16 protein-coding genes are annotated in these 24,296 nt (G+C 65.9%); 10 read left to right on the top strand and 6 right to left on the bottom strand.

Translation table 11 applies throughout. From position 1 onward, the window contains the following. Positions 1-13: 13 nt before the first annotated feature. Both CO675_RS05520 and CO675_RS41725 read right to left on the bottom strand, forming a co-directional pair. Positions 14-1,219, bottom strand: a complete 1,206-nt coding sequence (locus tag CO675_RS05520) for an ABC transporter substrate-binding protein (RefSeq protein WP_097671041.1) — start codon at positions 1,217-1,219, stop codon at positions 14-16. A 158-nt stretch (positions 1,220-1,377) separates the two neighbouring features. Further along, positions 1,378-8,907: an Ig-like domain-containing protein gene (locus CO675_RS41725; RefSeq protein WP_283808098.1), complete on the bottom strand. Its 7,530-nt coding sequence runs from the start codon at positions 8,905-8,907 to the stop codon at positions 1,378-1,380. Between the two features lie 477 nt (positions 8,908-9,384). On the opposite strand from CO675_RS41725, the gene CO675_RS05540 reads away from it, so the two are divergent. Both CO675_RS05540 and CO675_RS05545 read left to right on the top strand, forming a co-directional pair. Next, complete coding sequence (locus CO675_RS05540) at positions 9,385-10,128, top strand: thermonuclease family protein (RefSeq protein ID WP_097671405.1); 744 nt, start codon at positions 9,385-9,387, stop codon at positions 10,126-10,128. Between the two features lie 54 nt (positions 10,129-10,182). Continuing rightward, a complete protein-coding gene (locus tag CO675_RS05545) occupies positions 10,183-11,676 on the top strand; it encodes a M48 family metalloprotease (protein WP_143278887.1) in 1,494 nt (497 codons plus the stop codon). Between the two features lie 191 nt (positions 11,677-11,867). Here the strand turns inward: CO675_RS05545 and CO675_RS05550 are convergent, their stop codons facing one another. After that, positions 11,868-12,269 (bottom strand): c-type cytochrome, encoded by a 402-nt coding sequence (locus CO675_RS05550; protein WP_097671042.1) that lies wholly within the window; start codon positions 12,267-12,269, stop codon positions 11,868-11,870. Between the two features lie 219 nt (positions 12,270-12,488). Between CO675_RS05550 and CO675_RS05555 the strand changes: the two genes are divergently transcribed. Further along, positions 12,489-13,298, top strand: a complete 810-nt coding sequence (locus CO675_RS05555; protein ID WP_097671043.1) for a transporter — start codon at positions 12,489-12,491, stop codon at positions 13,296-13,298. 49 nt (positions 13,299-13,347) lie between these two features. On the opposite strand, the gene CO675_RS05560 is transcribed toward CO675_RS05555, so the two are convergent. Next, positions 13,348-14,640: an MFS transporter gene (locus tag CO675_RS05560; protein WP_097671044.1), complete on the bottom strand. Its 1,293-nt coding sequence runs from the start codon at positions 14,638-14,640 to the stop codon at positions 13,348-13,350. A gap of 243 nt (positions 14,641-14,883) precedes the next feature. On the opposite strand from CO675_RS05560, the gene cyoA reads away from it, so the two are divergent. The 7 genes from cyoA (at position 14,884) to CO675_RS05595 (ending at position 21,966) form a co-directional block, all read left to right on the top strand. Then, the gene (gene cyoA / locus CO675_RS05565) at positions 14,884-16,050 is read left to right on the top strand and encodes a ubiquinol oxidase subunit II (protein ID WP_198964497.1); all 1,167 of its coding nucleotides are present in this window, start codon (positions 14,884-14,886) and stop codon (positions 16,048-16,050) included. A 10-nt stretch (positions 16,051-16,060) separates the two neighbouring features. After that, positions 16,061-18,064 (top strand): cytochrome o ubiquinol oxidase subunit I, encoded by a 2,004-nt coding sequence (gene cyoB, locus CO675_RS05570; protein ID WP_097671046.1) that lies wholly within the window; start codon positions 16,061-16,063, stop codon positions 18,062-18,064. Then, positions 18,061-18,690, top strand: a complete 630-nt coding sequence (cyoC, locus tag CO675_RS05575; protein WP_097671047.1) for a cytochrome o ubiquinol oxidase subunit III — start codon at positions 18,061-18,063, stop codon at positions 18,688-18,690. Before cyoB ends, cyoC begins: the two co-directional genes overlap by 4 nt. Next, positions 18,687-19,079, top strand: coding sequence for a cytochrome o ubiquinol oxidase subunit IV (gene cyoD / locus CO675_RS05580; RefSeq protein WP_097671048.1), 393 nt, complete (start codon positions 18,687-18,689; stop codon positions 19,077-19,079). The genes cyoC and cyoD overlap by 4 nt, the downstream gene beginning before the upstream one ends. A 218-nt stretch (positions 19,080-19,297) precedes the next feature. Then, positions 19,298-20,086, top strand: a complete 789-nt coding sequence (locus tag CO675_RS05585) for an SURF1 family protein (RefSeq protein WP_097671049.1) — start codon at positions 19,298-19,300, stop codon at positions 20,084-20,086. Beyond that, positions 20,058-21,440, top strand: a complete 1,383-nt coding sequence (locus CO675_RS05590; RefSeq protein WP_097671050.1) for an ATP-binding protein — start codon at positions 20,058-20,060, stop codon at positions 21,438-21,440. Before CO675_RS05585 ends, CO675_RS05590 begins: the two co-directional genes overlap by 29 nt. Continuing rightward, positions 21,430-21,966: a response regulator transcription factor gene (locus CO675_RS05595; RefSeq protein WP_097671051.1), complete on the top strand. Its 537-nt coding sequence runs from the start codon at positions 21,430-21,432 to the stop codon at positions 21,964-21,966. The genes CO675_RS05590 and CO675_RS05595 overlap by 11 nt, the downstream gene beginning before the upstream one ends. Before the next feature lie 70 nt (positions 21,967-22,036). On the opposite strand, the gene CO675_RS05600 is transcribed toward CO675_RS05595, so the two are convergent. After that, positions 22,037-23,257 (bottom strand): MFS transporter, encoded by a 1,221-nt coding sequence (locus CO675_RS05600; RefSeq protein ID WP_097671052.1) that lies wholly within the window; start codon positions 23,255-23,257, stop codon positions 22,037-22,039. A 228-nt stretch (positions 23,258-23,485) separates the two neighbouring features. After that, entirely contained in the window at positions 23,486-24,280 is a 795-nt protein-coding gene (locus tag CO675_RS05605) for a CarD family transcriptional regulator (protein ID WP_198964498.1), read from the bottom strand. Positions 24,281-24,296 lie beyond the last annotated feature (16 nt).

The raw sequence follows: 24,296 nt of genomic DNA on the forward strand, positions 1-24,296 counted from the left end.
GGTTGTCGTGGCGTCACTTCTTCACCAGCGGGCAGCGCGACTCCGACAGCGGCTGGAACGCCTGGTCGCCCGGCACGGTCGCAAGCAGCTTGTAGTCGTCCCAGCGGCCCTTCGACTCCGAGGGCTTCTTGACCTCGAACAGATACATGTCGTGCACCATGCGTCCGTCCTCACGGATCTTGCCGTTCTTGGCGAACATGTCGTTGATCGGGGTCTCCTTCATCACCTTCATGACGGTGGCTGCATCGGTGGTGCCCGCGGCTTTCACCGCCTGCAGATAATGCATCACGGAGGAGTAGACGCCGGCCTGGGCGGAGGTCGGCACCCGCTTGGTGCGCTCCATGAAGCGTTTTGAGAACGCGCGGGTGTCGTCATTGAGGTCCCAGTAGAACGCTTCCGCGAGCAGCAGCCCCTGCGCGGTCTCGAGCCCGACGCTGTCGATGTCGGTCACGAAAGCCAAGAGCGGCGAGATCTTCTGGCCGCCCTTGGTGATGCCGAACTCGGCGCCCTGCTTGATCGTGTTGATGGTGTCGCCGCCGGCATTGGCGAGCCCGATCACCTTGGCCTTCGAGGCCTGCGCCTGCAGCAGGAAGGAGGAGAAGTCCGAGGTGTTGATCGGGTGCCGCACGCTGCCGAGCACCTTGCCGCCCGACTTCACCACGACATTGCTGGTGTCCTTTTCGAGGTCCTGGCCGAATGCGTAATCCGCGGTCAGGAAGAACCAGGTGTCGAGGCCGGATTTCACCGCGGCAAGGCCGGTCACGTTGGCCTGCGCGAAAGTGTCGAACACGTAGTGCACGGTATAGGGGCCGCAGGCCTCGTTGGAGAGGCGGATCGACCCCGGGCCGTTGAACATGATGATCTTGCCGCGCGCCTTGGCGATCTCGCCGGCAGCCAGCGCGGTCGCAGACGCCGCGACGTCGAAGATCATCTCGACGCCCTGGTTGTCGATCATGTCGCGGGCGATGTTGGCGGCAAGGTCGGCTTTGTTGAGATGGTCGCCGACCACGATCTCGACCTTGCGGCCGAGCACCGTGCCGCCGAAATCCTCCACCGCCATCTTGGCGGCGGTTTCGCTGCCCGATCCGGTGATATCAGCATAGAGGCTCGACATATCGAGGATGCCGCCGAGCTTCAGCGGGGGTTTGTCCTGCGCCAGCGACGCATTCGCCGAGATCGCAAACACACAGGCCAACGCGCCGGCCAAAACCCGTCTCATTCAAATCCTCCCTTGAAGAACAGACCTCGTTCCATCAGGTCCGTGTCGAGGGCCGGATCATGCCGCATGGCCCGCACTGCAGCAAGCCGCAGCGACAGCAATCTGTTTTCCGCTAAGCGGAATGACGCGCCGCGCCGGCCCGCCTCAGCGCGATACGATCAGAGATGAAAGTCGGCGACGGTCTGATAGGGCGTTCCTGCCGGCAGCCCGAGGAACAGGTACTGCATGCCATATTGTCCGGCAAACGCCGACGCCACGGTGTCCATGATGACGTGACCACCCAGATCCAGATGCAGTTCCGGGCGGGTGATCGACCCGAGCGTGTAGGCAGGCGCGATGGTTTCGTTGACGTGCAGCGCGTCGAAAGCGGCAGACACCGCCGACAGCGAGGCCGCATTGTCGGCCAGGTCGACGACGCTGGCGCCATTGGCGGCGAAGCCGGTCACGGAGAGCGACGCGGCACGATTCGTCGACGACACGATGTGGTCGAACACCAGCTTCGAGGGATCGCCGAGCAGCGCCGTCGCCGCGGCATCGTAGATCGCGCTGCCGCCGTCGTTCAGCGTCAGCAGCGGCGTGCCGCTGACGACGTGAACCGCCTCGTTGAAGCCGACCGTCAGTTGCACCAGCGAGCCCGTCGCCGCAACGCCTCCGGACGGGGTTGCCGTGATTCCGGTGAGATGAGGCGCAACGGTGTCGAGGGTAAAGGTCAGGCTCGACGATGCGCTGACATTGCCGGCGGCGTCGACCTCCTGCACAGTCACGGTGTGCACCCCATCGGTTGTGAAGACCGGCGCCATCGCCGAGAAGCTCGACGCGCCGTCGGCCTTGAAGCGCAGCGTGTCGGCGGCATCCGACCTGGTGTAGTCGATCAGCGGGTTGCTGGTGATGTGGTCGGCACCCGAGAAGCCGGTGTCCTGGTGCAGCGAAAGCAGCGGCGCCGCCGGCGGCTTGGTGTCGCCGGTGAAGTTGACCGCGTTGCTCGCACCACCGGCATTGCCGGCGATGTCGGTGTAACTCGACACGGTGACAGACAGATCGGCCGACAGATGGTCAGTGACATCGGCCGTGAAGACCGCGGTGTAGATGTCATGACCGGCGCCGTTGACGCCGACATGGACGAGGCTGCCGAGCAGTCCGCCATGGACGGCGATATCGCCGAGGCCGAAGCCCGCGACCGCCTCCGAGAAGGTAAACGTCATCAACGCCGCGTCGCCCGCGTGCAGCACGGTATGGTCGGCTGCGACCGACACCGTCGGCGAATGCGTGTCGCCGCCGATCGTGGCGGTATTGCTCGCCGCGCCGGCATTGCCGGCGTCATCGGTATAGCTCAAACCCGTGATCCGGATCGAACCCGCCAGCACATCGTTGATATCGGGCGCAAAGGTCGCGGTGTAGACGTCCTGGCCTGACACGTTGAGCCCGACATGGACCAGATTGGTCAGCACGCCGCCGGCGACGACGGTATCGCCGAGCGTGAAGCCTGTGACATGCTCGGAGAAGGTGAAGGTGACAACCGAGTTCTGGCCAGCCAGCAGCGTGCTCGGGCTCGCTGCGACCGACACCGTCGGCGCCTTGGTGTCGCCGGCGAAACTGATGGAGTTGCTTGCCGCACCGGCATTGCCGGCGACGTCGGTATAGCTCCATGCCGTGACCTGCACCGAGCCTGCCTCGGCGTTGCTCTCGTCCGGCGTGAAGATTGCGGTGTAGACGTCCTGACCCGACGCGTTGACGCCGACATGGACCAGATGGCCCAGCGCCCCGCCCTGGACGGCGACGTCACCGAGCGCGAAGCTCGCAATCTGTTCGGAGAAGGTGAACGTCACCACCGCGGTCTGCCCTGCCAGCAGCGCGTTGCGGTCAGCCGCGATCGACACCGTCGGCGCCAGCGTATCGCCGCCGATCGTCGCGGTGTTGCTCGCCGCACCGGCATTGCCGGCCAGATCGCCGTAGCTGGACGCATTGACTTTCACCGAGCCGGTCTCGGTGTCGCTGACATCAGGCGTGAACGTCGCGGTGTAGACATCGTGACCGGAACTGTTGAGCCCGACATGCACGAGATGGCTCAGCGCGCCGCCATGGACGGTGGTGCCGCCGAGGGTGAAGTTCGCGACGGCCTCCGAGAAGGTGAAGGTCGCAACCGAGAGGTCGCCGGCCAGCACTGCGTCCGGATTGAGCGTGACGGAGACGGTCGGCGCCAGCGTGTCGCCGGCGAAGGTCACCGTATTGCTGGCCGCGCCGGCATTGCCGGCCGTATCGCTATAACCGGACGCGTTGACCTGCACCGAGCCTGCTTCGGCGTTGCTGACATCCGGCGTGAAGGTCGCGGTGTAGATATCCTGGCCGGCGCTGTTGACGCCGACATGGACAAGGTTGCCCAGCGCGCCGCCGCTGACGCTGACATCGTCCAGCGCAAAGCTCGCGACGGCCTCGGAGAATGTGAAGGTGACAGTTGACGTCTGACCTGCGAGCAGCGTGCCGTGGTCGGCCGAAACCGCCACTGTCGGCGCCTTGGTGTCGCCGCTGAAGTTGATCGTGTTGCTCGACGAGCCGGAATTGCCGGCGACGTCGGTATAGCTCGACACGTTGACCTGCACCGAACCCGTTTCAGTATTGCTGACATCGGGTGTGAAGGTAGCGGTATAGACGTCATGGCCGGCCCCATCGATGCCGACATGAGTGAGGTTGCCCAGCGTACCGCCGCTGACGGCGACATCGCCCAGCCCGAAGCCGGCGACGGCCTCCGAGAAGGTGAAGGTGACGAGCGCGTGATCGCCGGCGGTGAGCGTGCTGTGGTCGGTGGCGACCTGCACCGTCGGCGCCTTGGTGTCGCCTGTGAATGTAATCGCGCTGCTTGGCCCGCCGGGATTGCCGGCGATGTCGGTATAGCTCGACGCGTTGACCAACACCGAGCCCGCCTCGGTGTTGGTCACATCGGGTGTGAATGTCGCCGTGTAGACGTCCTGGTGCGCGCCGTTGAGGCCGACATGGACGAGGTTGCTCAGCGCACCGCCGCTTACGGTGGTATCGGTCAGCACGAAGCCTGCGACGGCCTCGGAGAAGGTGAAGGTGACGGTCGAGGTCTGTCCGGCAAGCAGCGAGGTCGGGGCCGCCGCAACCGACACGGTCGGCGCGACCGCGTCGATCACCAGATGCAGATCGGTCGCCGCATGGGTGACGTCGGCATCCTGGCCGCCGGGATCCTTGATGGTGCCGCCGTTGAGTGACAGGCTCTGCACCTGCAGATCTGACGTGCTGTCGCCGGCCTGCACGGTGTAGCTGAACACCAGCGCCAGCGAGCCGCTGCCGCTGACATAGCTCGCGACCTTGCCGTCACTGAGCAGCAGCTCCGGTACACCGGTCACGCTCACCGTGTTGCTGAAAATCACTGATATGGTGACGACCTTGCCGGTGTTCAGCGTCGTGAGATGACCTGTGGTGTCAGCCGTGATCGATGCGATGCTCGCCTGAGACCTGAGCTCGAGATGCGGCGAGGCCGAGCCGTCGGAGCCGAGGCTCAACGAGTTGGCGGTGGCGCCCGCGCCAAAGCTCAGATGCAGCGAGGCGAGCGTCACCCCGCCACTGCTCTTCACCACGAGCACGCCGTTCGCATAGGACAGCGTGGCCGTTGCGTCATAGGCGATGTTGCCGAAGTCGATCGTATCGCCGCCGGAAAAGCCTGAGATTGAGGTGCCGAACGACGCCCCGGAGAATGCCGCGGCATCGAGCACGAGCTTCTCGGTGCTGCCGTCGGTGAAGGCGATCGCGCCGGTGCCCGCCGCGCCGCTCGCCGCGACCTCGAGGGTGGAGCCCTTGATGACGGTGCCGCCCGAATAGGTGTTGTGCGCCGACAGCACCAGCCGGCCGCCGCCGGTCACCTCGACATCGCCCGGGCTCGCGCCATCGGAGATGACGCCGCTCTGGGTGACGGTCTCGCCGGCTGCGATATTGAAGACCGGATCGCCCGAGACCGTGATGTTGCGGGTGTGCGTGAAGCCGTCGGTGAAGCTGATGCCGGTGCCGTCGCCCAGCGTCAGCGTGTTGGTGAGCGCGCCGAGATTGACGTTGGCGGAGATCGATACCCTTGTGCCGGCGCCGCTGAGTGCGGTGTTGCCCGTATAGCTGTTGTTGCCGCCGAGAATGACGGTGCCGCCACCGCTGATGACGAGGCCGCCGACGCCGGCATTGGCGCCGGTGCCGCCATTGCCGCTCTGGTCCGCGATGTCGTTGGCGACCGTCAGCGTCTGACCGCTGGCTGGCGTGAAACTGAGGTTGCTGTTGCCCTGGATGAAGATGCCGGACCCGATGCCCGAGCCGCTGGCCTGTCCGATGCCATTGGTGCCGCCGGCGACGGCATTGAAGCCCGAATCGTTTGACAGCGAACCGCTCTTGATGGTCAACGAGCCGCCCTGCTGAACAAAGACGGCGCCACCCGCGCCAAGCCCGCCGCCACCACCCGGCGCGCCGTTGCCGTTGGTGCCGCCATTGCCGGCGCCGAAGCCGCCCATCGCGCCGATGCCGCCGCCGCCGCCGAAGCCGCCATTGCCGCCGTAGCCACCGCCGCCGCCAAAGCCGCCATTGCCGCCATAGCCGCCGCCACCGCCGTAACCGCCATGGCCGCCAGCAGCCCCGTTGCCGCCGCCGACTCCGCCGCCCGGCCCGTAGGGAGCGCGGGCGCTGTCGCTGATCCAACCCGCGGCGCCGCCGCCGCCGCCATTGGCGCCGCCTGCTCCGCCATACCAGTAAAGCTCGGTCCCACCACCGATCGAGATCAGGTAACCGTCGCTGCCTTTGCCGCCTCCGGCGGCGTTGGGGATGATGCCTGGTGAACCGCTTCTAAAGAGATCGCTGTCGGCGCCCTGCGCGCCAAGGCCGATCCCGCCGCCGCCGCTGCTTCCGCCGCGTCCGCCCATCCCGCCGCCACCGCCGAGGCCGTAGTTGTAGGCCATACTGCCAGTGCCGCCGGCACCGCCGTTGCCGCCGATCGCGGCGCTGTTGTGGAAGGTGACGTTATCGATCGTAGCGCTGCCGTTCGAGGAGACGAACAGCGCGCCGCCGAGCCCGGCCCCGCCGCCACCGCCGCCGCGGATCACACCGCCGCCCGCCGCCACCGTGTTCTGGATGTTCAGGTTCTCGAGATTGACGTTACCGGCATAGACGAAGAAACCGCGCTGCGCGCTGAGACCGTCGATCGTATAGGTGCCGCCGTGACCGTCGCTGCCGTTGATCGTAACGCTCGACCCGCTCAGCAGATTGAGCGCGTACAGTTCCGACGTCAGGCTGAAGTTGGCGGTGACATTGATCGTGTAGTTGGCATTCGACGCAGCGTTCTGCCCGCCGGAATCCATCTGCAGAATCGCCGCGTTGAGCTCGGTGACGTTGGAGACGTTGAACACGCGCGTCGAGACGATCTGGACGATCGTTCCGCCGTTGGCATCCTGAGAGAGCTGAAAGCGAGTGCCGCCGTCGAGCCCGGTCACGGTTAGCGTATCGGTCGTGGTACCGTTCGAGATCGAGAGCGTGTTGCCGGAGAGGCTGACGGTGTTGAGCGAGGGATTCTGGGTGTTGTACGCCAACCCAGTCAGGTCGATCTTCTGGCCGGGATTGAAGTTCGAGATGCTGTTGGTGAACGCGTTGCCGGTCAGCGCGGCGTTGTCGATCTTCAGCGTGCCGCCGAGGCCTGTCGTGAACGAGATGTTGCCGGTGCCGGCGGCGCCGTAGGTCGTGAGCCAGGCGGTGCCCGCGTAGATCGTCGTGCTGCCGTAGGTGTTGGCATGGCTGAGCACGAGCGTGCCGCCGCCATCGACACCGAGATTGCCGCCGCCGCTGATCAGGGCGGTGTCCGTGACGGTCGCGCCGGTCCCGACCGAAACAACCGAATTGCCGCCGACCACCATCGCGTCGTCAAACGTTCCGCTCGTCGTCAGCCCGAGGTGCCCGCCACTCAGGTTGAGCGTCCCGGTCAGCGCTGCGAGCTGACCCATGCCGACTTGCAATGTGCCGGCGCCCGACAGCGTGAACGTGCCGGAGCCACTGATCGAGCCAGTGTCGGCGATCGTGCCGGACGAAATATCGAAGGTGCCGCCATTGGCGGTGACCTGAATGTCGTGCGTGAAGGTGTAGCCGCCGGTCGTGGTCAGCATGCCGCCGTTGAGGATCAGCGCGCCGGCCGAGCCGCCGATGTTGTTGTCGGCCGTAATCGAGAGGGTGTTGCCACTGTCGATCTGCGTGCCGCCGACATAGCTGCTCGCACCTGTCAGCGTCAGCGTGCCGCCGCCGGAGACGATAAGCTTTCCCGTCGTGCCGCTGCCACTGATGCCGCGTTCGTCGGCGATCGAATCGGCGATCGTCAGCGTGGTGACGGTTTGCAGGCCCTGGAAGACCGTGGAAACGGTGTGCGTCGGGGTGACGACCATCGTGCCCTGGATGAAGATGTCGCCATAGGCCGAGCCGTTGCCCGCGCCATTGGCGCCGGTGCCGCCGGTCTCGGTCGCGCCCGACAAAGTGCCGCCGATGACGGTCAGCTTGCCGCCCTGCTGAACGAAGATGTTGCCGCCCGCGCCTAACCCGCCGCCACCGCCGCCGGCGAGCGAGCCGTCGCCCGCGCCGAATCCGCCGCTGCCCAGCGTGCCGTTCGAACCGCCGCCGCCACCGCCGAAGCCGCCATTGCCGCCGATATGCGCATATCCGCTGCCGTTGCCGGAGCCGCCGCCACCGCCGGCGAAACCACCATTGCCGCCACCATAGATGCCGCCGCCGCCACCGCCACCCATGCCGCCGGCGCCGCCATAACCGATGACGTTGCCCGACGGGCCGCCGCCAACCGAGTTGCCGCCGCCGATGCCGCCGCCGCCGATGCCGCCGCCGCCGCCACCGACACCGCCACCCCCACCGCCGCCGCTCGCGCCACCACTGGCATGCGCGCCGTAGCCGATGCCGCCATAATTGTCAGCGCCCTGGCCGCCGCCCGCCGCGCCTTCGATCGTCGCCGGCGTGCCGCCCGCGTTTTGCGCGCCGGTCGAGGGATGCTGGGTGTCAGAGCCGGCTTCGCTGTAACCGTTTCCGCCAATGCCGTGATAGCCGTAATAGTCCTGACCGCCGAAGCCGCCGCCACCACCGCCGCCACCATTGCCGCTGCCGCCGTCGGCACCGATGCCGCCGCCACCGCCGCCACCGCTGGCCGGATCGACCGCGCCGCCGTTACCGCCCTTGGCGGTGTTGCTGCCGAAATTGACGTTGTTGAGCGTGACGTCGGCGTTCTGCCCGACGAACAGGCCGCCGCCGAGGCCCGCACCGCCGCCGCCACCACCAACCCCGCCATTGCCGCCGCTTGCCACTGCATTGATGATGGTGAGGTTCTTGAACGTCACCGTGCCGGCGACGACGACGAAGCCTTGGTAACCGCGCGCGTCGATGACGTCGCTGAAGTCCTGGCCGCCGAGCTGATTGTTGTAGTCGGAGTTGCCGTCGAAGGTGAGCGTCGAGCCGTTCATCAGGTTGATGACCGGCAAATCGTCCAGCAGCTGCAGCGTGCGCGCACCGGACGACAGCGAGAAGTTGATGACGTAATCGGTGTTAGCTGCGGCGAGTCCGCCGCCGACGCTGATCGCCGAAATCGCGTTGTAGAGCTGGGTGTAATCGTGGACAGGATCGCTGGTCGTCAGCGTCAGAACAACGGGATTCGACACAAGGACCTCGGCAATATGCGTGAGCGACCGCGATTCGGCCGCTGTTTCAAAAAGTTTCTGATAGTTAGCTTGCGCCGCAAGTCATTGGCAATAATAACGAATTCTCATTCCGCGCACGGAGTTGCGATGGTCAATCGGTAAGGTTGACGGGCGTTGCGGATCGCGCTGCGCGCAATCCGACGGCCATCGTCGCCACGGCAAGGGACATAGACGACGTGCTCGTCCCATCGCGCGCACGCATTGATGTGAAACCGGCAACACGTCGCTGCGCGCATTGAGAAGCGCCGCAGAGAAATTGTTCGCCGAATCAATGTGCCCCGTCGATGCGGCCTCGCTTCGCCTGTGGCTCCGAGGCGATCTTTCCGTCAGACTGTCACTGTCGGCGACCGCGCTCCGAACGGAGCATGCCGGAGTGACGAGTGCGACATGACACCTCCACGCGCTAGAGCATTGCAACGCCGCCCGCGGGCGATGACGATGACAGCGTGCGCGCTTGCGATCGTCGCCTGCATCGGACGCGCCGAAGCGGCCGGATGCAATTTCGAGATTCAGGGCGAAGGTCGCGTCGCCGCTGTGGTCGATGCCCGCAGCCTGCGGCTCGACGACGGCCGTGAGGTCAAGCTCGCCGGCATCGAGGTGGCGGACCGGGCGAAGGCCACCGCGGCGCTGTCGGCGCTACTTGTCGGCCACGAGGTAACGCTGCGCGGGCCGGACGACACGCCGGATCGCTACGGCCGCCAGCCGGCCTACGCATTCCTCGAGGGCCACGAGCTCCCCGCCCAGAGCGAGCTGCTGCGCCAGGGCCTCGCGCTGGTGTCGTCCGAGATCGCCGACAAGGACTGTGTCAGCACGCTGATGGCGGCGGAGGCCGAGGCACGGGCCGCCCGATCGGGAACCTGGGCCGAGTCCACGGTCATAAAAAACGCCGAAAGTCCGGACGATATTTTGGCCGGGATCGGGCGCTTTGCGGTGGTCGAGGGCCGGGTTTTGTCGGTGCGCCAGGCAGGGGCGACGACCTATCTGAATTTCGGCCGAAACTGGACACGGGACTTTGCTCTGACTATTTCAAGGCGCATAGTCCCTGCGTTCGAGGCGGCCGGGCTTGCGCCCAAGTCTCTGGAAAATCGTAGGATTCGTGTCCGAGGCTGGGTGGAAGCACGACGTGGGCCGCGAATCGAATTGCTCCGGGTGGGGCAGATTGAAGTGCTCGGCGGGAACTAGGGGGCCCCACAGGCCACGGCCCGGCCAGCTACGGACAATTTGTGGGTTTTTGACGTGATTGAACGCGCTGGACGGCGTGAAGATGGAACTGGCCGCCGGCTTTCGGCTGCGCCGGCGCTCGTCTGCGCGGCCCTAACGCTGTCGGCCTGCGGCAATGTCGGGCGATTCGAACAAGTCGCGCCGACCGCGGCGGCAGCGCCGGTGAAGCCGAACCGGGTGGTACAGCAGACGCCGAACAGCGAGCGCGAGCACGAGCGCATCCTGTCGTCCTATGGCGGCGCCTATGACGACCCGAGGCTCGAGGCCCTGATCGGCAAGACCGTCGACCGGCTGGTCGCCGCGTCCGAGCGGCCCGACCAGGCCTACAAAGTCACGATCCTCAATTCCGGCGCGGTGAACGCCTTCGCGCTGCCGACCGGTCAGCTCTATGTCACGCGCGGCCTCATTGCGCTCGCCAGCGACACTTCCGAGCTTTCCTCGGTGCTGAGCCACGAAATGGCGCATGTGCTGGCCAAGCATGCCGCAATGCGCGAGGACCAGGCGCGCCAGGCGGCGGTGGTGACGCGCGTCGTCACCGACATGAGCACCGACCCCGATCTCACGGCGCTGGCGCTCGCCAAGACCAAGCTGACGATGGCGAGCTTCTCGCGGCAGCAGGAATTCGAGGCCGACGGCATCGGCGTCGGAATCGCGGCGCGCGCGCATTTCGATCCCTACGGTGCGGCACGCTTCCTGACCGCGATGGAGCGCAATGCCGCGCTCAAGATCGGCAAGACCGCGCTCGATCCGCGGGCGCAGGATTTCACCTCGTCGCATCCGGCAACGCCGGAGCGCATCTCCAACGCGCAGACCACTGCGCGGCAATACTCATCGCCCGAGAGCAACGAGCGCGACCGCGAAACCTATCTCGCCGCGATCGACAACATCGTCTATGGCGAAGATCCCAGCGAAGGCTTCGTGCGCGGCCGCCGCTTCCTGCATCCCAAGCTCGGCTTCACCTTTACCGCGCCGGAGAATTTCACGCTCGACAACACCGCGCAGGCGGTGATCGGCGTGCGCGAGGGCGGCAGCCAGGCGATGCGCTTCGACGTGGTGCGGGTGCCGGCCGAGCAGTCGCTCGGCGACTATCTGAATTCCGGCTGGATGGAGGGCGTCGAGAAATCCTCGACCGAGGACCTCAACATCAACGGCTTTCCGGCGGCATCGGCCACCGCCCATGGCGACCAGTGGCAGTTCAAGGTCTATGCGCTGCGCTTCGGCAGCGACGTCTACCGCTTCATCTTCGCCGCCAAGCAGAAATCCACCGAGAGCGAGCGCAACGCGCGCGAGACCGTCAATTCGTTCCGCCGCCTGACGCTTGACGAGATCCAGGCCGCGCGGCCGCTGCGCATCAAGGTCATCAACGTGCAGCCCGGCGACACCGTGGAATCGCTGTCGCATCGCATGGCCGGCGTCGATCACCCGGCCGAGCGCTTCCGCGTGCTCAACGGCCTCGACGCCCACGCCCAGGTGAAGCCGCGCGACCGCGTCAAGATCGTGGTGGATTGAGGCTGCGAAGCGTCGCGCTCGCGTCTCGCTACCACCGTCGTCCCGGCGAAGGCCGGGACCCATAACCACTGTCATTCATTGTTGGAAGAAGCTGGGGCCACAGCGCGCTCGAACAACGCAGCCCTGCGGTTATGGGTCTCGGCCTTCGCCGGGACGACGGGTGGAGAGTTTGGTGCGATTGCAGTTAGCCCCTACTTCGCCTTCTCCTTGAGGAAGGCGATGATGTCGGCGCGATCCTTCGGATCCTGGACCTCGTAGAACATCTTGGTGCCGGGAACCATCGCGTCCGGACCGGTGAGCCATTTGTCGAGATTGGCCTCCGTCCACACGATCTTCGAGTTCTTCAACGCCGGCGAGTAATTGTAGCCCGCGACCGAGCCGGCAAGGCGGCCCACGACCCCCTTGTGCATCGGACCGACGTCGTTCTTCTCGATCGAATGGCAATCGCCGCAGCCCTGGTACAGCGTGGCCCCGCGTGACGCATCGCCCGCCGCACGGGCGCTGTTCAGCGCGAGCAGGATCGCGATGGCCGCCATCGCGGCGATCTTGGCGTGCCGCGGCGCCAGCGCGCCTGCGATCGAACGAATGGTCATTCCGGGGGTCTCCTGTTTGCCACCACAACAGGAGCAGCCGGGCCGCCATTCTATTCCCCGAAATTTCGCCCGGCCGCTGGACACCGGCCGCATCGATCGCCGAGAATGGCGCTTGTTGTCGAAGTTTTTTTGCCGCCGACGAGGAATATCCGCGTCATCAGCCGATCACTATCCTAGCTGCCACCTCCGCAGCGGCGCCGGGTTTTTGGAGCATCCCCAGTGTTTCACAATCGGTTCGGCGCCGTCGCTCGACTTGCCGAACTCGGGTGCGTGCTTGCTGCGTTCACCCTCGCAGCAGCCACCGCCGCGCGCGCGGACGGTTGTCCCAAGCCGAGCGACGAAATTGCGACCGACCGGCCCGACGTCACCAATTCGAGTATCGTCGTGCCGGTCGGGAGCCTGCAAAGCGAGAACGGCATCAACCTCACCGGCCGCGACAGTGGCCGCAGCATCGACGGCAGCAACAGCCGCTGGCGGCTCGGCATCGCGCCCTGCCTCGAGGTCCTGATCGATCTGCCGAGCTATACCGGCACGATGAAATCGCCGGGTGCGTCGGGCTTTTCCGACGTCGCGCCGGGGATCAAATGGCAAATCAGCCCGGTGCCAGGAAAGATCGACCTCTCGATCACCGCGGGCGTCGCGCTGCCGACCGGCGCGACCGCCATCGCCGGACGCGGCGCGCAGCCCTACATCCAACTGCCATGGTCATGGGAGCTGCATGACGGCTGGGGCGTCAGCGGCATGTTCACGGAATTCTTCCGCCCCGCCGAGCTCACCAGCCAGCACATGTCGGAGGCGACCTTCGTGATCGAGAAGAAATTGACCGAGCGGATCAGCGTTTTCACCGAATATGTCGGCGACTATCCCGACGGCGCGCGGCCGATCCAGCTGATCAACTCGGGCGGCATGTACCGGATCACGCCGACCCAGCAGCTCGATCTCCACGTCGCGTTCGGGCTCAACCGCAACTCGCCGAACTACATCGTCGGTCTCGGCTATTCGTTCCGCGTCGACGGGCTGTTCCGGTAAGCGAAGCTCTGTAGCCCGGATTCGCTTCGCTGCATCCGGGCTACAGGATCTAATTGACTTCGGCCTCGCGCAATCCGCTCAGCCACAGCGCGAGCAACGTCCACACCGCGCCCGACAACAGATACGCGCCGGCCGAGATCAGGCCGAAATGCGTCGCCAGCAGCAGCGCGGCGAGCGGCGCAAAGCCGGCGCCGAACAGCCAGGCGAAATCCGAGGTCAGCGCCGAGGCGGTGTAGCGATAGGTCCGCGCGAAATTCGAGGCGATTGCGCCGGACGACTGGCCGAACGACAGCCCAAGCAGCACGAAGCCAAGCACCATGTAGATCGTCTCGCCAAGCGCCCCGGCGTCGAGCAGCTGCGGGGCAAAGCCGCTATAGACCGCGATCGCGACCGCAGACCCCAGCAGCAGCGGCTTGCGGCCGACGCGGTCGGCGATCATGCCGGAGGCGATGATCGCGACGACCCCGACCATGGCGCCGATCATCTCGATGATCAGGAAGCGCACCGGGCTTTCCTTGGTGAACAGGAACACCCAGGACAGCGGAAACACCGTGACCATGTGGAACAGCGCAAAGCTCACCAGCGGCGCGAAGGCGCCGAGCAGGATGTTGCGGCCTTCCTGCGCCACCGTCTCGCCGACCCGCGCCGGCTCGAGGTCGCGGCTTTCGAACAGCTCGGAATATTCGTCCGTCGCCACCATGCGCAGCCGCGCGAACAGCGCCACCACGTTGATGGCGAAGGCGACGAAGAACGGATAGCGCCAGCCCCAATCGAAGAAATCATCCGCCGAGAGGTTGCCGGCGAAGAACGCGAACAGTGCGCTCGCCACGATCAGCCCGAGCGGCGCGCCGAGCTGCGGCACCATCGCATACCAGCCGCGGCGATTGACCGGCGAATTCATCGCGAGCAGCGAGGCGAGGCCGTCCCAGGCGCCGCCCCAGGCGATGCCCTGCAGCACGCGCGCGGCGGCCAGCAGCCAGATCGCCGCCGCGCCGATCGTGTCGTAGCCGGGCAGGAACGCGAGCGCGACCGTGGCGGTGCCGAGCAGGAACAGCGCGATGACCAGCTTGGCGCCCTTGCCGTGACGGCGGTCGACCGCCATGAAGATGACGGTGCCGAGCGGCCGCGCGGCGAAGGCCAGCGCGAAGATGCCGAATGAATAGAGTGTGCCGGTCAGCTCGTTGACGAACGGGAACACCAGCTTCGGGAAAACGATCACCGAGGCGATCGCGTACACGAAGAAGTCGAAGAACTCCGACGTGCGCCCGATGATGACGCCGATGGCGATTTCACCAGGTTTCGCCTGCCCGTGACCTGATGCCGTCGGGGTGCCGTGAGCCATTGCTGGGGCCTGTGCCATCGCCGGAGAACCGTCCTTTGGAGCATGATCCGGAAAAGTGGAAACCGGTTTTCCGAACCGATCATGCTCAAACCACATGAGGCCGCGGGCAGCTTCGCCACGCGGTCCACCTCACCTTCTGACGGCCTATCCCGCAGTGCAACATTGGACAAATTGTCCAATGTCAACTTTGCTGCATCGCAGCTACCCCTTGGCGGAACTCATAAAATTCAAGTGGGGTGAGCCGTGCGCGCCTTGAAATTATTGGCCTTATTGCCGTTCGCGGCGCTCCTTGGCGGGTGCGATTTCGTCGTCCTGGCCCCTGCCGGCGACGTCGCCGTGCAGCAGCGCGACCTCGTCGTGATCTCCACCATCCTGATGCTGATCATCGTGCTTCCGGTGATGGCGCTGACCGTGTTCTTCGCCTGGCGCTACCGCCAGTCCAACACCGCGGCTCCCTACGAGCCCGAGTGGGATCACTCCACCCAGCTCGAGCTCGTGATCTGGTCGGCGCCGCTTCTGATCATCATCTGCCTCGGCGCGCTGACCTGGATGGGCACGCATCTGCTCGATCCCTACCGCTCGCTCGGCCGCATCGCCGCCGACAAGCCGATCCAGAGCAAGGACGCCCCGCTCAATGTCGAGGTGGTCGCGCTCGACTGGAAGTGGCTGTTCATCTACCCGGACTACGGCGTCGCCGCCGTCAACGAGCTCGCTGCACCCATCGACCGCCCGATCCGCTTCCGCATCACGGCGTCTTCTGTGATGAACTCGTTCTACATCCCCGCGCTGGCCGGCCAGATCTACGCCATGCCCGGCATGGAGACCAAGCTGCACGCGGTCGCCAACAAGGAGGGCACCTATCGCGGCTTCTCCGCCAATTACAGCGGCGCCGGCTTCTCCGGCATGCACTTCGAGTTCAAGAGCCTCTCGGGCGCCGATTTCGACAAGTGGATCGGCACTGCCAGGGCCAGCGGCAACATGCTCGGCCGCACCGACTATCTGCAGCTCGAGCGTCCGAGCCAGAACGATCCGGTGCGGCTCTATCGCTCGGTCGACCGCGATCTCTACAAGGCGATCCTCAACATGTGCGTCGAGCCCGGCAAGATGTGCATGAGCGAGATGATGGCGATCGACGCCAAGGGCGGCCTCGGCCGCGAAGGCCTCAACAACACGCTGCCGCTCACCTACGACAAATACGCCCGCCGCGGCGCGCCGCTGGGCACTGAGCCGACCTTCGTCGCCGGCATCTGCTCGATGGACGAGATCAAGGACGCGCCGTCACGTGACGTTCTCGCGCCGCTCGACCTGACGCCGCTGCGTGGCGTCGGGCTGCAGCGCCCGCCGTTCTCTCCCGCCCATCCGTCATCGACATCCTTGCTGCTCGGCCAGCGTCCGAAATCAGACTCCTGAGGAGCGCCGCATGAATCCCGATCTCATCAAGATGATCTTCGGCCGCCTCAATCTGGACGCGCTGCCGCTGCACGAGCCGATCCTGGTCGGCACTTTCGCGGTGGTCGCGACCGGCGGGCTCGCGCTGTTCGCGATCGTCACCTACTTCCGGCTCTGGACCTATCTGTGGCGCGAGTGGTTCACCACCGTCGACCACAAGCGCATCGGCATCATGTACATGATCCTCGGCATCGTGATGCTGCTGCGCGGCTTCGCGGACGCGCTGATGATGCGCCTGCAGCAGGCGATCGCCTTCAACGGTTCCGACGGCTATCTCCCGGCCCATCACTACGACCAGGTCTTCACCGCCCACGGCGTGATCATGATCTTCTTCGTGGCGATGCCGCTGGTCACCGGCCTGATGAACTACGTGGTGCCGCTGCAGATCGGCGCCCGCGACGTCTCCTTCCCCTTCCTCAACAATTTCAGCTTCTGGATGACGGTTGGCGGCGCCGTGCTGGTGATGATGTCGCTGTTCGTCGGCGAATTCGCCCGCACCGGCTGGCTCGCCTACCCGCCGCTGTCCAACATCGGCTACAGTCCAGACGTCGGCGTCGACTATTACATATGGGGACTACAGGTGGCCGGCGTCGGCACGACGCTATCGGGCATCAATTTGGTCTGCACCATCGTCAAGCTGCGCGCGCCGGGCATGACGATGATGAAGATGCCGGTGTTCACCTGGACCTCGCTCTGCACCAACGTCCTGATCGTCGCCTCCTTCCCGGTCCTGACCGCGGTGCTGGCGCTGCTGTCGCTCGACCGTTACGTCGGCACCAACTTCTTCACGAACGACTTCGGCGGCAACCCGATGATGTACGTGAACCTGATCTGGATCTGGGGCCACCCCGAGGTCTACATCCTGGTGCTGCCGGCGTTCGGCATCTTCTCGGAGGTGACCGCGACGTTCTCGGGCAAGCGGCTGTTCGGCTACACCTCGATGGTCTACGCCACCGTCGTCATCACCATCCTGTCCTACCTGGTCTGGCTGCATCACTTCTTCACGATGGGTTCCGGCGCCAGCGTCAACTCGTTCTTCGGCATCACCACCATGATCATCTCGATCCCGACGGGCGCGAAGATGTTCAACTGGCTGTTCACGATGTATCGCGGCCGCATCCGCTTCGAGCTGCCGATGATGTGGACGGTGGCGTTCATGCTGACCTTCGTGATCGGCGGCATGACCGGCGTCTTGCTCGCGGTGCCACCGGCCGATTTCGTGCTGCACAACAGCCTGTTCCTGATCGCGCATTTCCACAACGTGATCATCGGCGGCGTGCTGTTCGGCCTGTTCGCCGGCATCAACTACTGGTTCCCGAAGGCGTTCGGCTTCAAGCTCGATCCGTTCTGGGGCAAGCTGTCGTTCTGGTTCTGGGTCTCGGGCTTCTACTTCGCCTTCATGCCGCTCTACGTGCTCGGGCTGATGGGCGTGACCCGCCGGCTCCGCGTGTTCGACGATCCCAGCTTGCAGATCTGGTTCGTCATCGCGGCCTTCGGCGCCTTCCTGATCCTGCTCGGCATCGGCGCGATGCTGGTGCAGTTCGCGGTGAGCATCCTGCGCCGCGAGCAGCTGAAGGACACCACCGGCGATCCCTGGGATGCTCGCACCCTGGAATGGGCGACCTCCTCGCCGCCGCCGGACTACAACTTCGCCTTCACGCCCGTTGTCTATGACAACGACGCCTGGTGGGACATGAAGCGCCGCGGCTACAGGCGGCCGCTGACCGGCTTCAAGCCGATCCACATGCCCTCCAACACCGGCACCGGAATCATCCTCGCCGGCTTCGCGACGGTGATGGGATTCGCCCTGATCTGGTACATCTGGTGGCTTGCCGCCGTCAGCTTCGTTGCGCTGCTCGCGGTCGCGATCGGCCATACCTTCAACTATCACCGCGACTTCCACATCCCGGCGGATGAGGTGGTGCGGACCGAAGATACGCGGACGCGCGTTCTCGCCGCGGGAGCCCAGACATGAGCGTAGCAACGATTTCCACTCAGGACTCCGAGCCGGTCTTCCACGTCATCGACGAGCACGCGCATCCGGAAGGCGCCAGCACCATGCTGGGCTTCTGGATCTACCTGATGAGCGACTGCCTCATCTTCGCGATGCTGTTCGCGACCTATGGCGTGCTCGGCGGCAACTACGCCGCCGGCCCGGCGCCGAAGGACCTGTTCGACCTCAAGCTGGTCGCGCTCAACACCACGATGCTGCTGCTCTCCTCGATCACCTATGGCTTCGCCATGCTGACGATGGAGAAGTCGAAGATCGGCCAGACGCAGCTCTGGCTCGCGATCACCGGGCTGTTCGGCCTCGCCTTCCTCGGCATCGAGCTCACCGAATTCGCCCACATGATCCATGAGGGCGCCACGCCGCAGCGCAGCGCCTTCCTGTCGTCGTTCTTCACGCTGGTCGGCACCCACGGCCTGCACGTCACCTTCGGCCTGGTCTGGCTGGTGACGCTGATGGTGCAGACCGCGCGCTTCGGCCTCACCGAAGCCAACCGGCGCCGGCTGATGTGCCTCTCGATGTTCTGGCACTTCCTCGACGTGGTCTGGATCGGCGTCTTCACCTTCGTCTACCTCCTGGGAATGCTGCGATGACAACAGAAGCCCGCACTCTCGAAGCCAATGCCGGCGGTCACGGCCATGATGACCACGGCGGCGCTGCCCACGGTTCGCTGAAGAGCTATCTGATCGGTTTCGGCCTCTCCGTCGTCCTCACCGCGGTGCCGTTCTGGCTGGTGATGACCGGGACGATCGCCGACAAGCAGGTCACCGCGCTGATCGTGCTGGTGCTCGCCGCGGTGCAGATCGTCGTGCACATGATCTACTTCCTGCACATGAATACCCGGTCCGAGAACGGCTGGACCATGATGGCGATGATCTTCACCGTGATCATGGTGGTGATCGCGCTGACCGGATCGCTCTGGGTCATGCATCATCTCAACGTCAACATGATGCCGATCCACGACATGAGCCAGATGCCGTGACGATGCAGGGCGCCCCAGCCCCCTCTTCACCTCTCCCGCTTGCGGGGGAGGTCGACGCGCGCCCAGCGCGTGGCGGGTGGGGGCTCCCTCCACACAATGATCCTTCCGATTCGCGGCGATACCCCCACCCCGGCCCTCCCCCGCAAGCGGGAGAGGGAGTGCAATCCCGACGCGGCCGCAACTTTGCTCTCCGTCGCTATGTACTGCTCACGCTCGGCATGCTGGGCGTGGTGCTGCTGAGCGCGCTCGGTATCTGGCAGGTCGAACGCAGGACCTGGAAGCTGACGCTGATCGAGCGGGTCGAGCAGCGCATGCATGCGGCGCCGACGGCGCCGCCGCCTCCCTCGTCATGGCCCGCGGTCACGGCCGCGAGCGACGAATATCGCCGCGTCACCCTGCGCGGCACCTTCCGCCATGCCGATGAGACGCTGGTGCAGGCGGTCACGACAGACGGTCCCGGTTTCTGGGTGCTGACCCCGCTGCAAATGGCTGACGGAACCACGGTGCTGGTCAATCGCGGCTTCGTGCCGCCTGATCGGCGTGATCCGGCGACGCGGCGCGACGGCGAGCCGATAGGCGCGGTCAGCGTGACCGGGCTGTTGCGGATGTCGGAGCCGCAGGGCGGCTTCCTGCGCAACAATGACCCCGCGGCAGGCCGCTGGTATTCCCGCGACGTCGCCGCGATCGCGGCCACGCACGGGTTGTCGCAGGTAGCCCCCTTCTTCGTCGATGCGGATGCGACGCCAAATCCGGGCGGCGCTCCCGTCGGCGGGCTGACGATCGTGCGGTTTCCGAACAACCACCTGATTTACGCGCTGACATGGTTCGCACTGGCCTTTATGCTGGCGGGCGCGCTCCTGCGCGTCATCGGCGGCAGGGGCCGCGCCGGCGCCTCCGATCCAAAGTGGAGTTCAAGGCGCGCCGCCGTGCGCCGCCTGATCGGCGCAGCCCGCAATCTGTCTCGCGACACAGGCTCAGATGCTCGAGCGCACCTCGAATCTGCATGACGAAAGCACCGCGACCGGGACGGCCGTGATGCAATCCGCCGTGAGCGCGGCCGACGGCATGCCGCTCGACCTCTCAGCGCCCGCCGACCTCGCGACCAATCGCAAGAACATGGCCCTGCTGGTCCAGTTGCGCTGGATCGCCGTGATCGGTCAGATCGCCACCATCGGCTTCGTGCAGTTCTGGATGGGCGTCACGCTGCCGCTGCTGCCGATGGCGGCGGTGATCGCCGGCTTGGTGGCGCTCAACCTCGTCAGCCTGCTATGGCTGCGCTACCGCGCCGACATCAACAACCGCGAGCTGCTGGTCGCGCTGGCGCTCGACGTCGCGGCGCTGACGGTCCTGCTCTATCTCGCCGGCGGCGCCACCAATCCCTTCACGTCGCTCTATCTGCTGCAGGTGACGCTTGGCGCGGTGTTGCTCGATGCCCCCTCGACCTGGTCGCTGGTGGCGCTGGTCTGCATGAACTTCGCCTGGCTGACCAGCTACTACCGGCCGCTGGAGCTGCCGCAGGGCTTTGCCGAGGCCTTCAATCTCTACATCGCGGGCACCTTCATCGGCCTCGTGCTCGACGCCGTGCTGCTCGTGGTGTTCATGACGCGGATCAACCGCAATCTGCGCGACCGCGACCTTCGGCTGGCGGCGCTGCGCCAGCACGCGGCCGAGCAGGACCACATCGTGCAGATGGGCCTGCTGGCCTCCGGCGCCGCGCATGAGCTCGGCACGCCGCTCGCCTCGCTCTCGGTCATCCTGGGCGACTGGCGCCGGATGCCGGCGTTCGCTTCCGATCCTGAAATGTCGCAAGACCTCGGCGAGATGGAGATTTCCGTGCAGCGCTGCAAGTCGATCGTCACCGGCATCCTGCTGTCGGCCGGCGAAGCCCGCGGCGAAGGCTCATCGCCGACCACGGTCGCGGCGTTCCTGACCGCGCTGGTGGAGGAATGGCGGACGACGCGGCCGTCGGCGACGCTGTATTTCCGCAACGCCTTCGGCACAGATCTTGCGATCGTCTCCGACATCGCGCTCAAGCAGGCAATCTTCAACGTGCTCGACAATGCCGCCGAGGTCTCGCGCGACTGGATCGAGCTGATGGCCGAGCGCAATGCCGACAAGCTTGTGCTGTCGGTAACCGATCGCGGCCCGGGCTTCTCGCGCGAGATGCTGACGAATGTCGGCAAGCCGTATCAATCCACCAAGGGCAGCTCCGGCAGCGGCCTCGGCCTGTTCCTGGTCGTCAACGTGGTGCGCAAGCTCGGCGGCGTGGTGACGGCGCGCAACCGGCCGGATATCGGCGCCGCGGTCAAGCTCGAGCTGCCGCTCTCGACGCTTGCGATCGGAGATCCTCTTGACGGATGAACGCCAGCTCCTGATCGTCGAGGACGATGCGGGCTTTGCCCGCACGCTGAAGCGCTCGTTCGAGCGCCGCGGTTACGACGTCGCGGTATCAGGCTCGCTCGACGAGGTCCGCGAGTTGCTCGAGCAGCAGTCGCCAGGCTATGCCGTCGTCGACCTGAAGCTCGCCGGCGGCGCATCGGGCCTTGCCTGCGTCGAAGCGCTGCACGCCCATGATCCCGAGATGCTGATCGTCGTGCTGACGGGATTCGCCAGCATCGCGACCGCGGTGGAGGCGATCAAGCTCGGCGCCTGCCACTATCTGGCCAAGCCGTCGAACACCGACGACATCGAGGCCGCGTTCCAAAAGGCCGCCGGCAACGCCGCCATCGAGGTCGGCGCGCGGCCGACCTCGATCAAGACGCTGGAATGGGAGCGCATCCACCAGACCCTGATGGAGACAGATTTCAACATCTCCGAGGCCGCGCGGAGGCTCGGCATGCACCGCCGGACGCTCGCGCGCAAGCTCGAGAAGCAGCGGGTGAAGTAGCGCACTCTCGCCGCTGAAGCGGCCCCGATTTCACTTCGTTGCATCCGGGCTACGAACGGCCGCCGGGGCATCAAGCAGCGCTCATCCTCGGCGCGCGCCGCGGCAGCAGCAGTGGCGTCAGCAGCATCAGCACACCGCTGAGCGCGACCGCCATGCGGACGCCTGCGAGGCCCGCCAACACGCCCCACAGTGCCGTCAGCACCGCGGTCATCGCCAGGCTCGAGATCGACCAGGCCGCCAGCACCCGCGCGGTGCGCTCCATCTCGATCTGGCCGAGGCGGTAGGCCGCCAGCACCGGATTGAAGACGCCGGCGCAGGTGACGAGGCCGAGCTGAAGACAGAACACCACCGCGATGCCGGCCGTGCCGCCCGGTATGAAGGCAAGGCCGAGCGACCAGCACGCGCGCAACGCACCAGCGGCGAGCAGGATGTTGTGCTGCCCGAACCGCGTCGCCAGCACCGGCGCCAACCGCGCGCCGATCAGGCCGCCGACGCAGGGCGCTCCGAAGGCGAGGCCGTATTGCCACGGCGCGAATGCGAGATCGCGGAGCATGAGTAGCGCCAGTGGCGGCGCCGTTGCCATGATCAGGCCGTTGACCAGTACGGTATTGAGGAACAGCGACCGCAATACCGGATGCGCGAGGATGTATCGCCATCCCGCGAGCAGATCGACGATGCTGTAGGGCGGTGCTACGCGCCGTACGGGCTCCGGCTCCTTCCCGCCGATCGAACCTATCCCGGCCGCCGACAATAGAAAGCTGACGGCATCGGCGATCACGGTGACGACCGGACCGAGCAGGCCGATCGCGACGCCACCGAGCGGCGGGCCGATCGCGGTCGCGATCCACATGGTGGATTCGAGCCGGGCATTGGCGAGCACCAGATCCTCGTGCCTGACCAGGCTCTTCAGGCAGGCACCGCTCGCCGCGCGGAACGCGATGTCTGCGGCCGCTGCGATCACCGACACGACGGCGAGCTGAATAAAGCTGAGTTGGCCGAGGGCGAACGCGATCGGGACGCTCATCATCGCGGCAAAGCGGATCAAGTCCATCGCGATCATCACCGGCCGCTTGCGGCGGAATTCAACCCACGGACCAAGCGGCACCGCCAGCGCGGCGCCAGCCAGCATCCCGACCGCAGCTAGCGCAGAGACCGCCTCCGGCCCGACATGCAGCACGAGGATTGCGATCAGCGGGAAGGCATCGAAGGCCAGCCGTGTGCCGAGTGACGAGACCGCGAACGCGGCCCACAGCCTGTCGAACCCGCGCCCCAGCGATCGTCCCGCAAGCATGCCGCGCCCCTTGCCGGCCGCGATCTGATGGCGCCGGAGCGCGGTAAAAGGTCATGAGTCGCGGCGATCCGCCAAGCGGCAATTGCGCAAGGCTGCGTGGCGCGCGCGGAGCCCAGTTCCAGCGCCACGCCCCCTTACGGTGGACCTCCGCGCGAGGGGAGGTCTGAGTCAGAAAGCAAAAAGCCCGGTCTTGCGACCGGGCTTTTGTTTTCAATCCGTCGAACCCTTTCAGGCGGCTTCGTCTTCGACGGCGGTATCGTCGCCATCGGTATCGGCATCCTCACCGTCGGCATCGCCCTCGCCTTCACCCTCGGCTTCCGCCTTGGCGCCGCGGCGCGGGCTCTTGGCGAGCTGGCCTTCGATCTCCTTGATCGCCTCGGTCTCGGTCGAGTGCTGCACGACCGCGATTTCGCGCGACAGACGGTCGAGCGCCGCTTCATAGAGCTGACGTTCGGAGTAGGACTGCTCGGGCTGCGATTCCGAACGATAGAGATCGCGGACCACCTCGGCGATCGCGACGATGTCGCCCGAGTTGATCTTCGCTTCGTATTCCTGGGCGCGGCGCGACCACATGGTGCGCTTGACGCGGGCGCGGCCCTTCAGCGTCTCCAGCGCTTTCTTGACCAGCGCCGGCTCCGACAGCTTGCGCATGCCGACATTGGCGACCTTCGCCGTCGGCACCCGCAGCGTCATCTTGTCCTTCATGAAATTGATCACGAACAGCTCGAGCTTGGCGCCCGCGATCTCCTGCTCCTCGATCGCCAGGATCTGGCCGACGCCGTGAGCGGGATAGACGACGAATTCGTTGGCCTTGAAGCCCTGGCGCTGGGTCACGACCTTCTTCGGCTCCTCGACGCGCGGCGCAGCGGCCGGCTTGGCGGCAACCTTCGGAGCAGCGGCGGGGGCGGCAGCCTTCGGGGCAGCCGGCTTCGGCGCGACAGCAGCAGTCTTGGGGGCGACCTTCGCAGCAGCGGGCTTCGCAGCTGCCGCTTTCGCGGCAGTCTTGGCAGTCTTTTCTGGCATCACGCTTCTTTTGTTC

It is taken from the genome of Bradyrhizobium sp. C9 (genome assembly GCF_002532045.1).
Classification (GTDB): Bacteria; Pseudomonadota; Alphaproteobacteria; order Rhizobiales; family Xanthobacteraceae; genus Bradyrhizobium.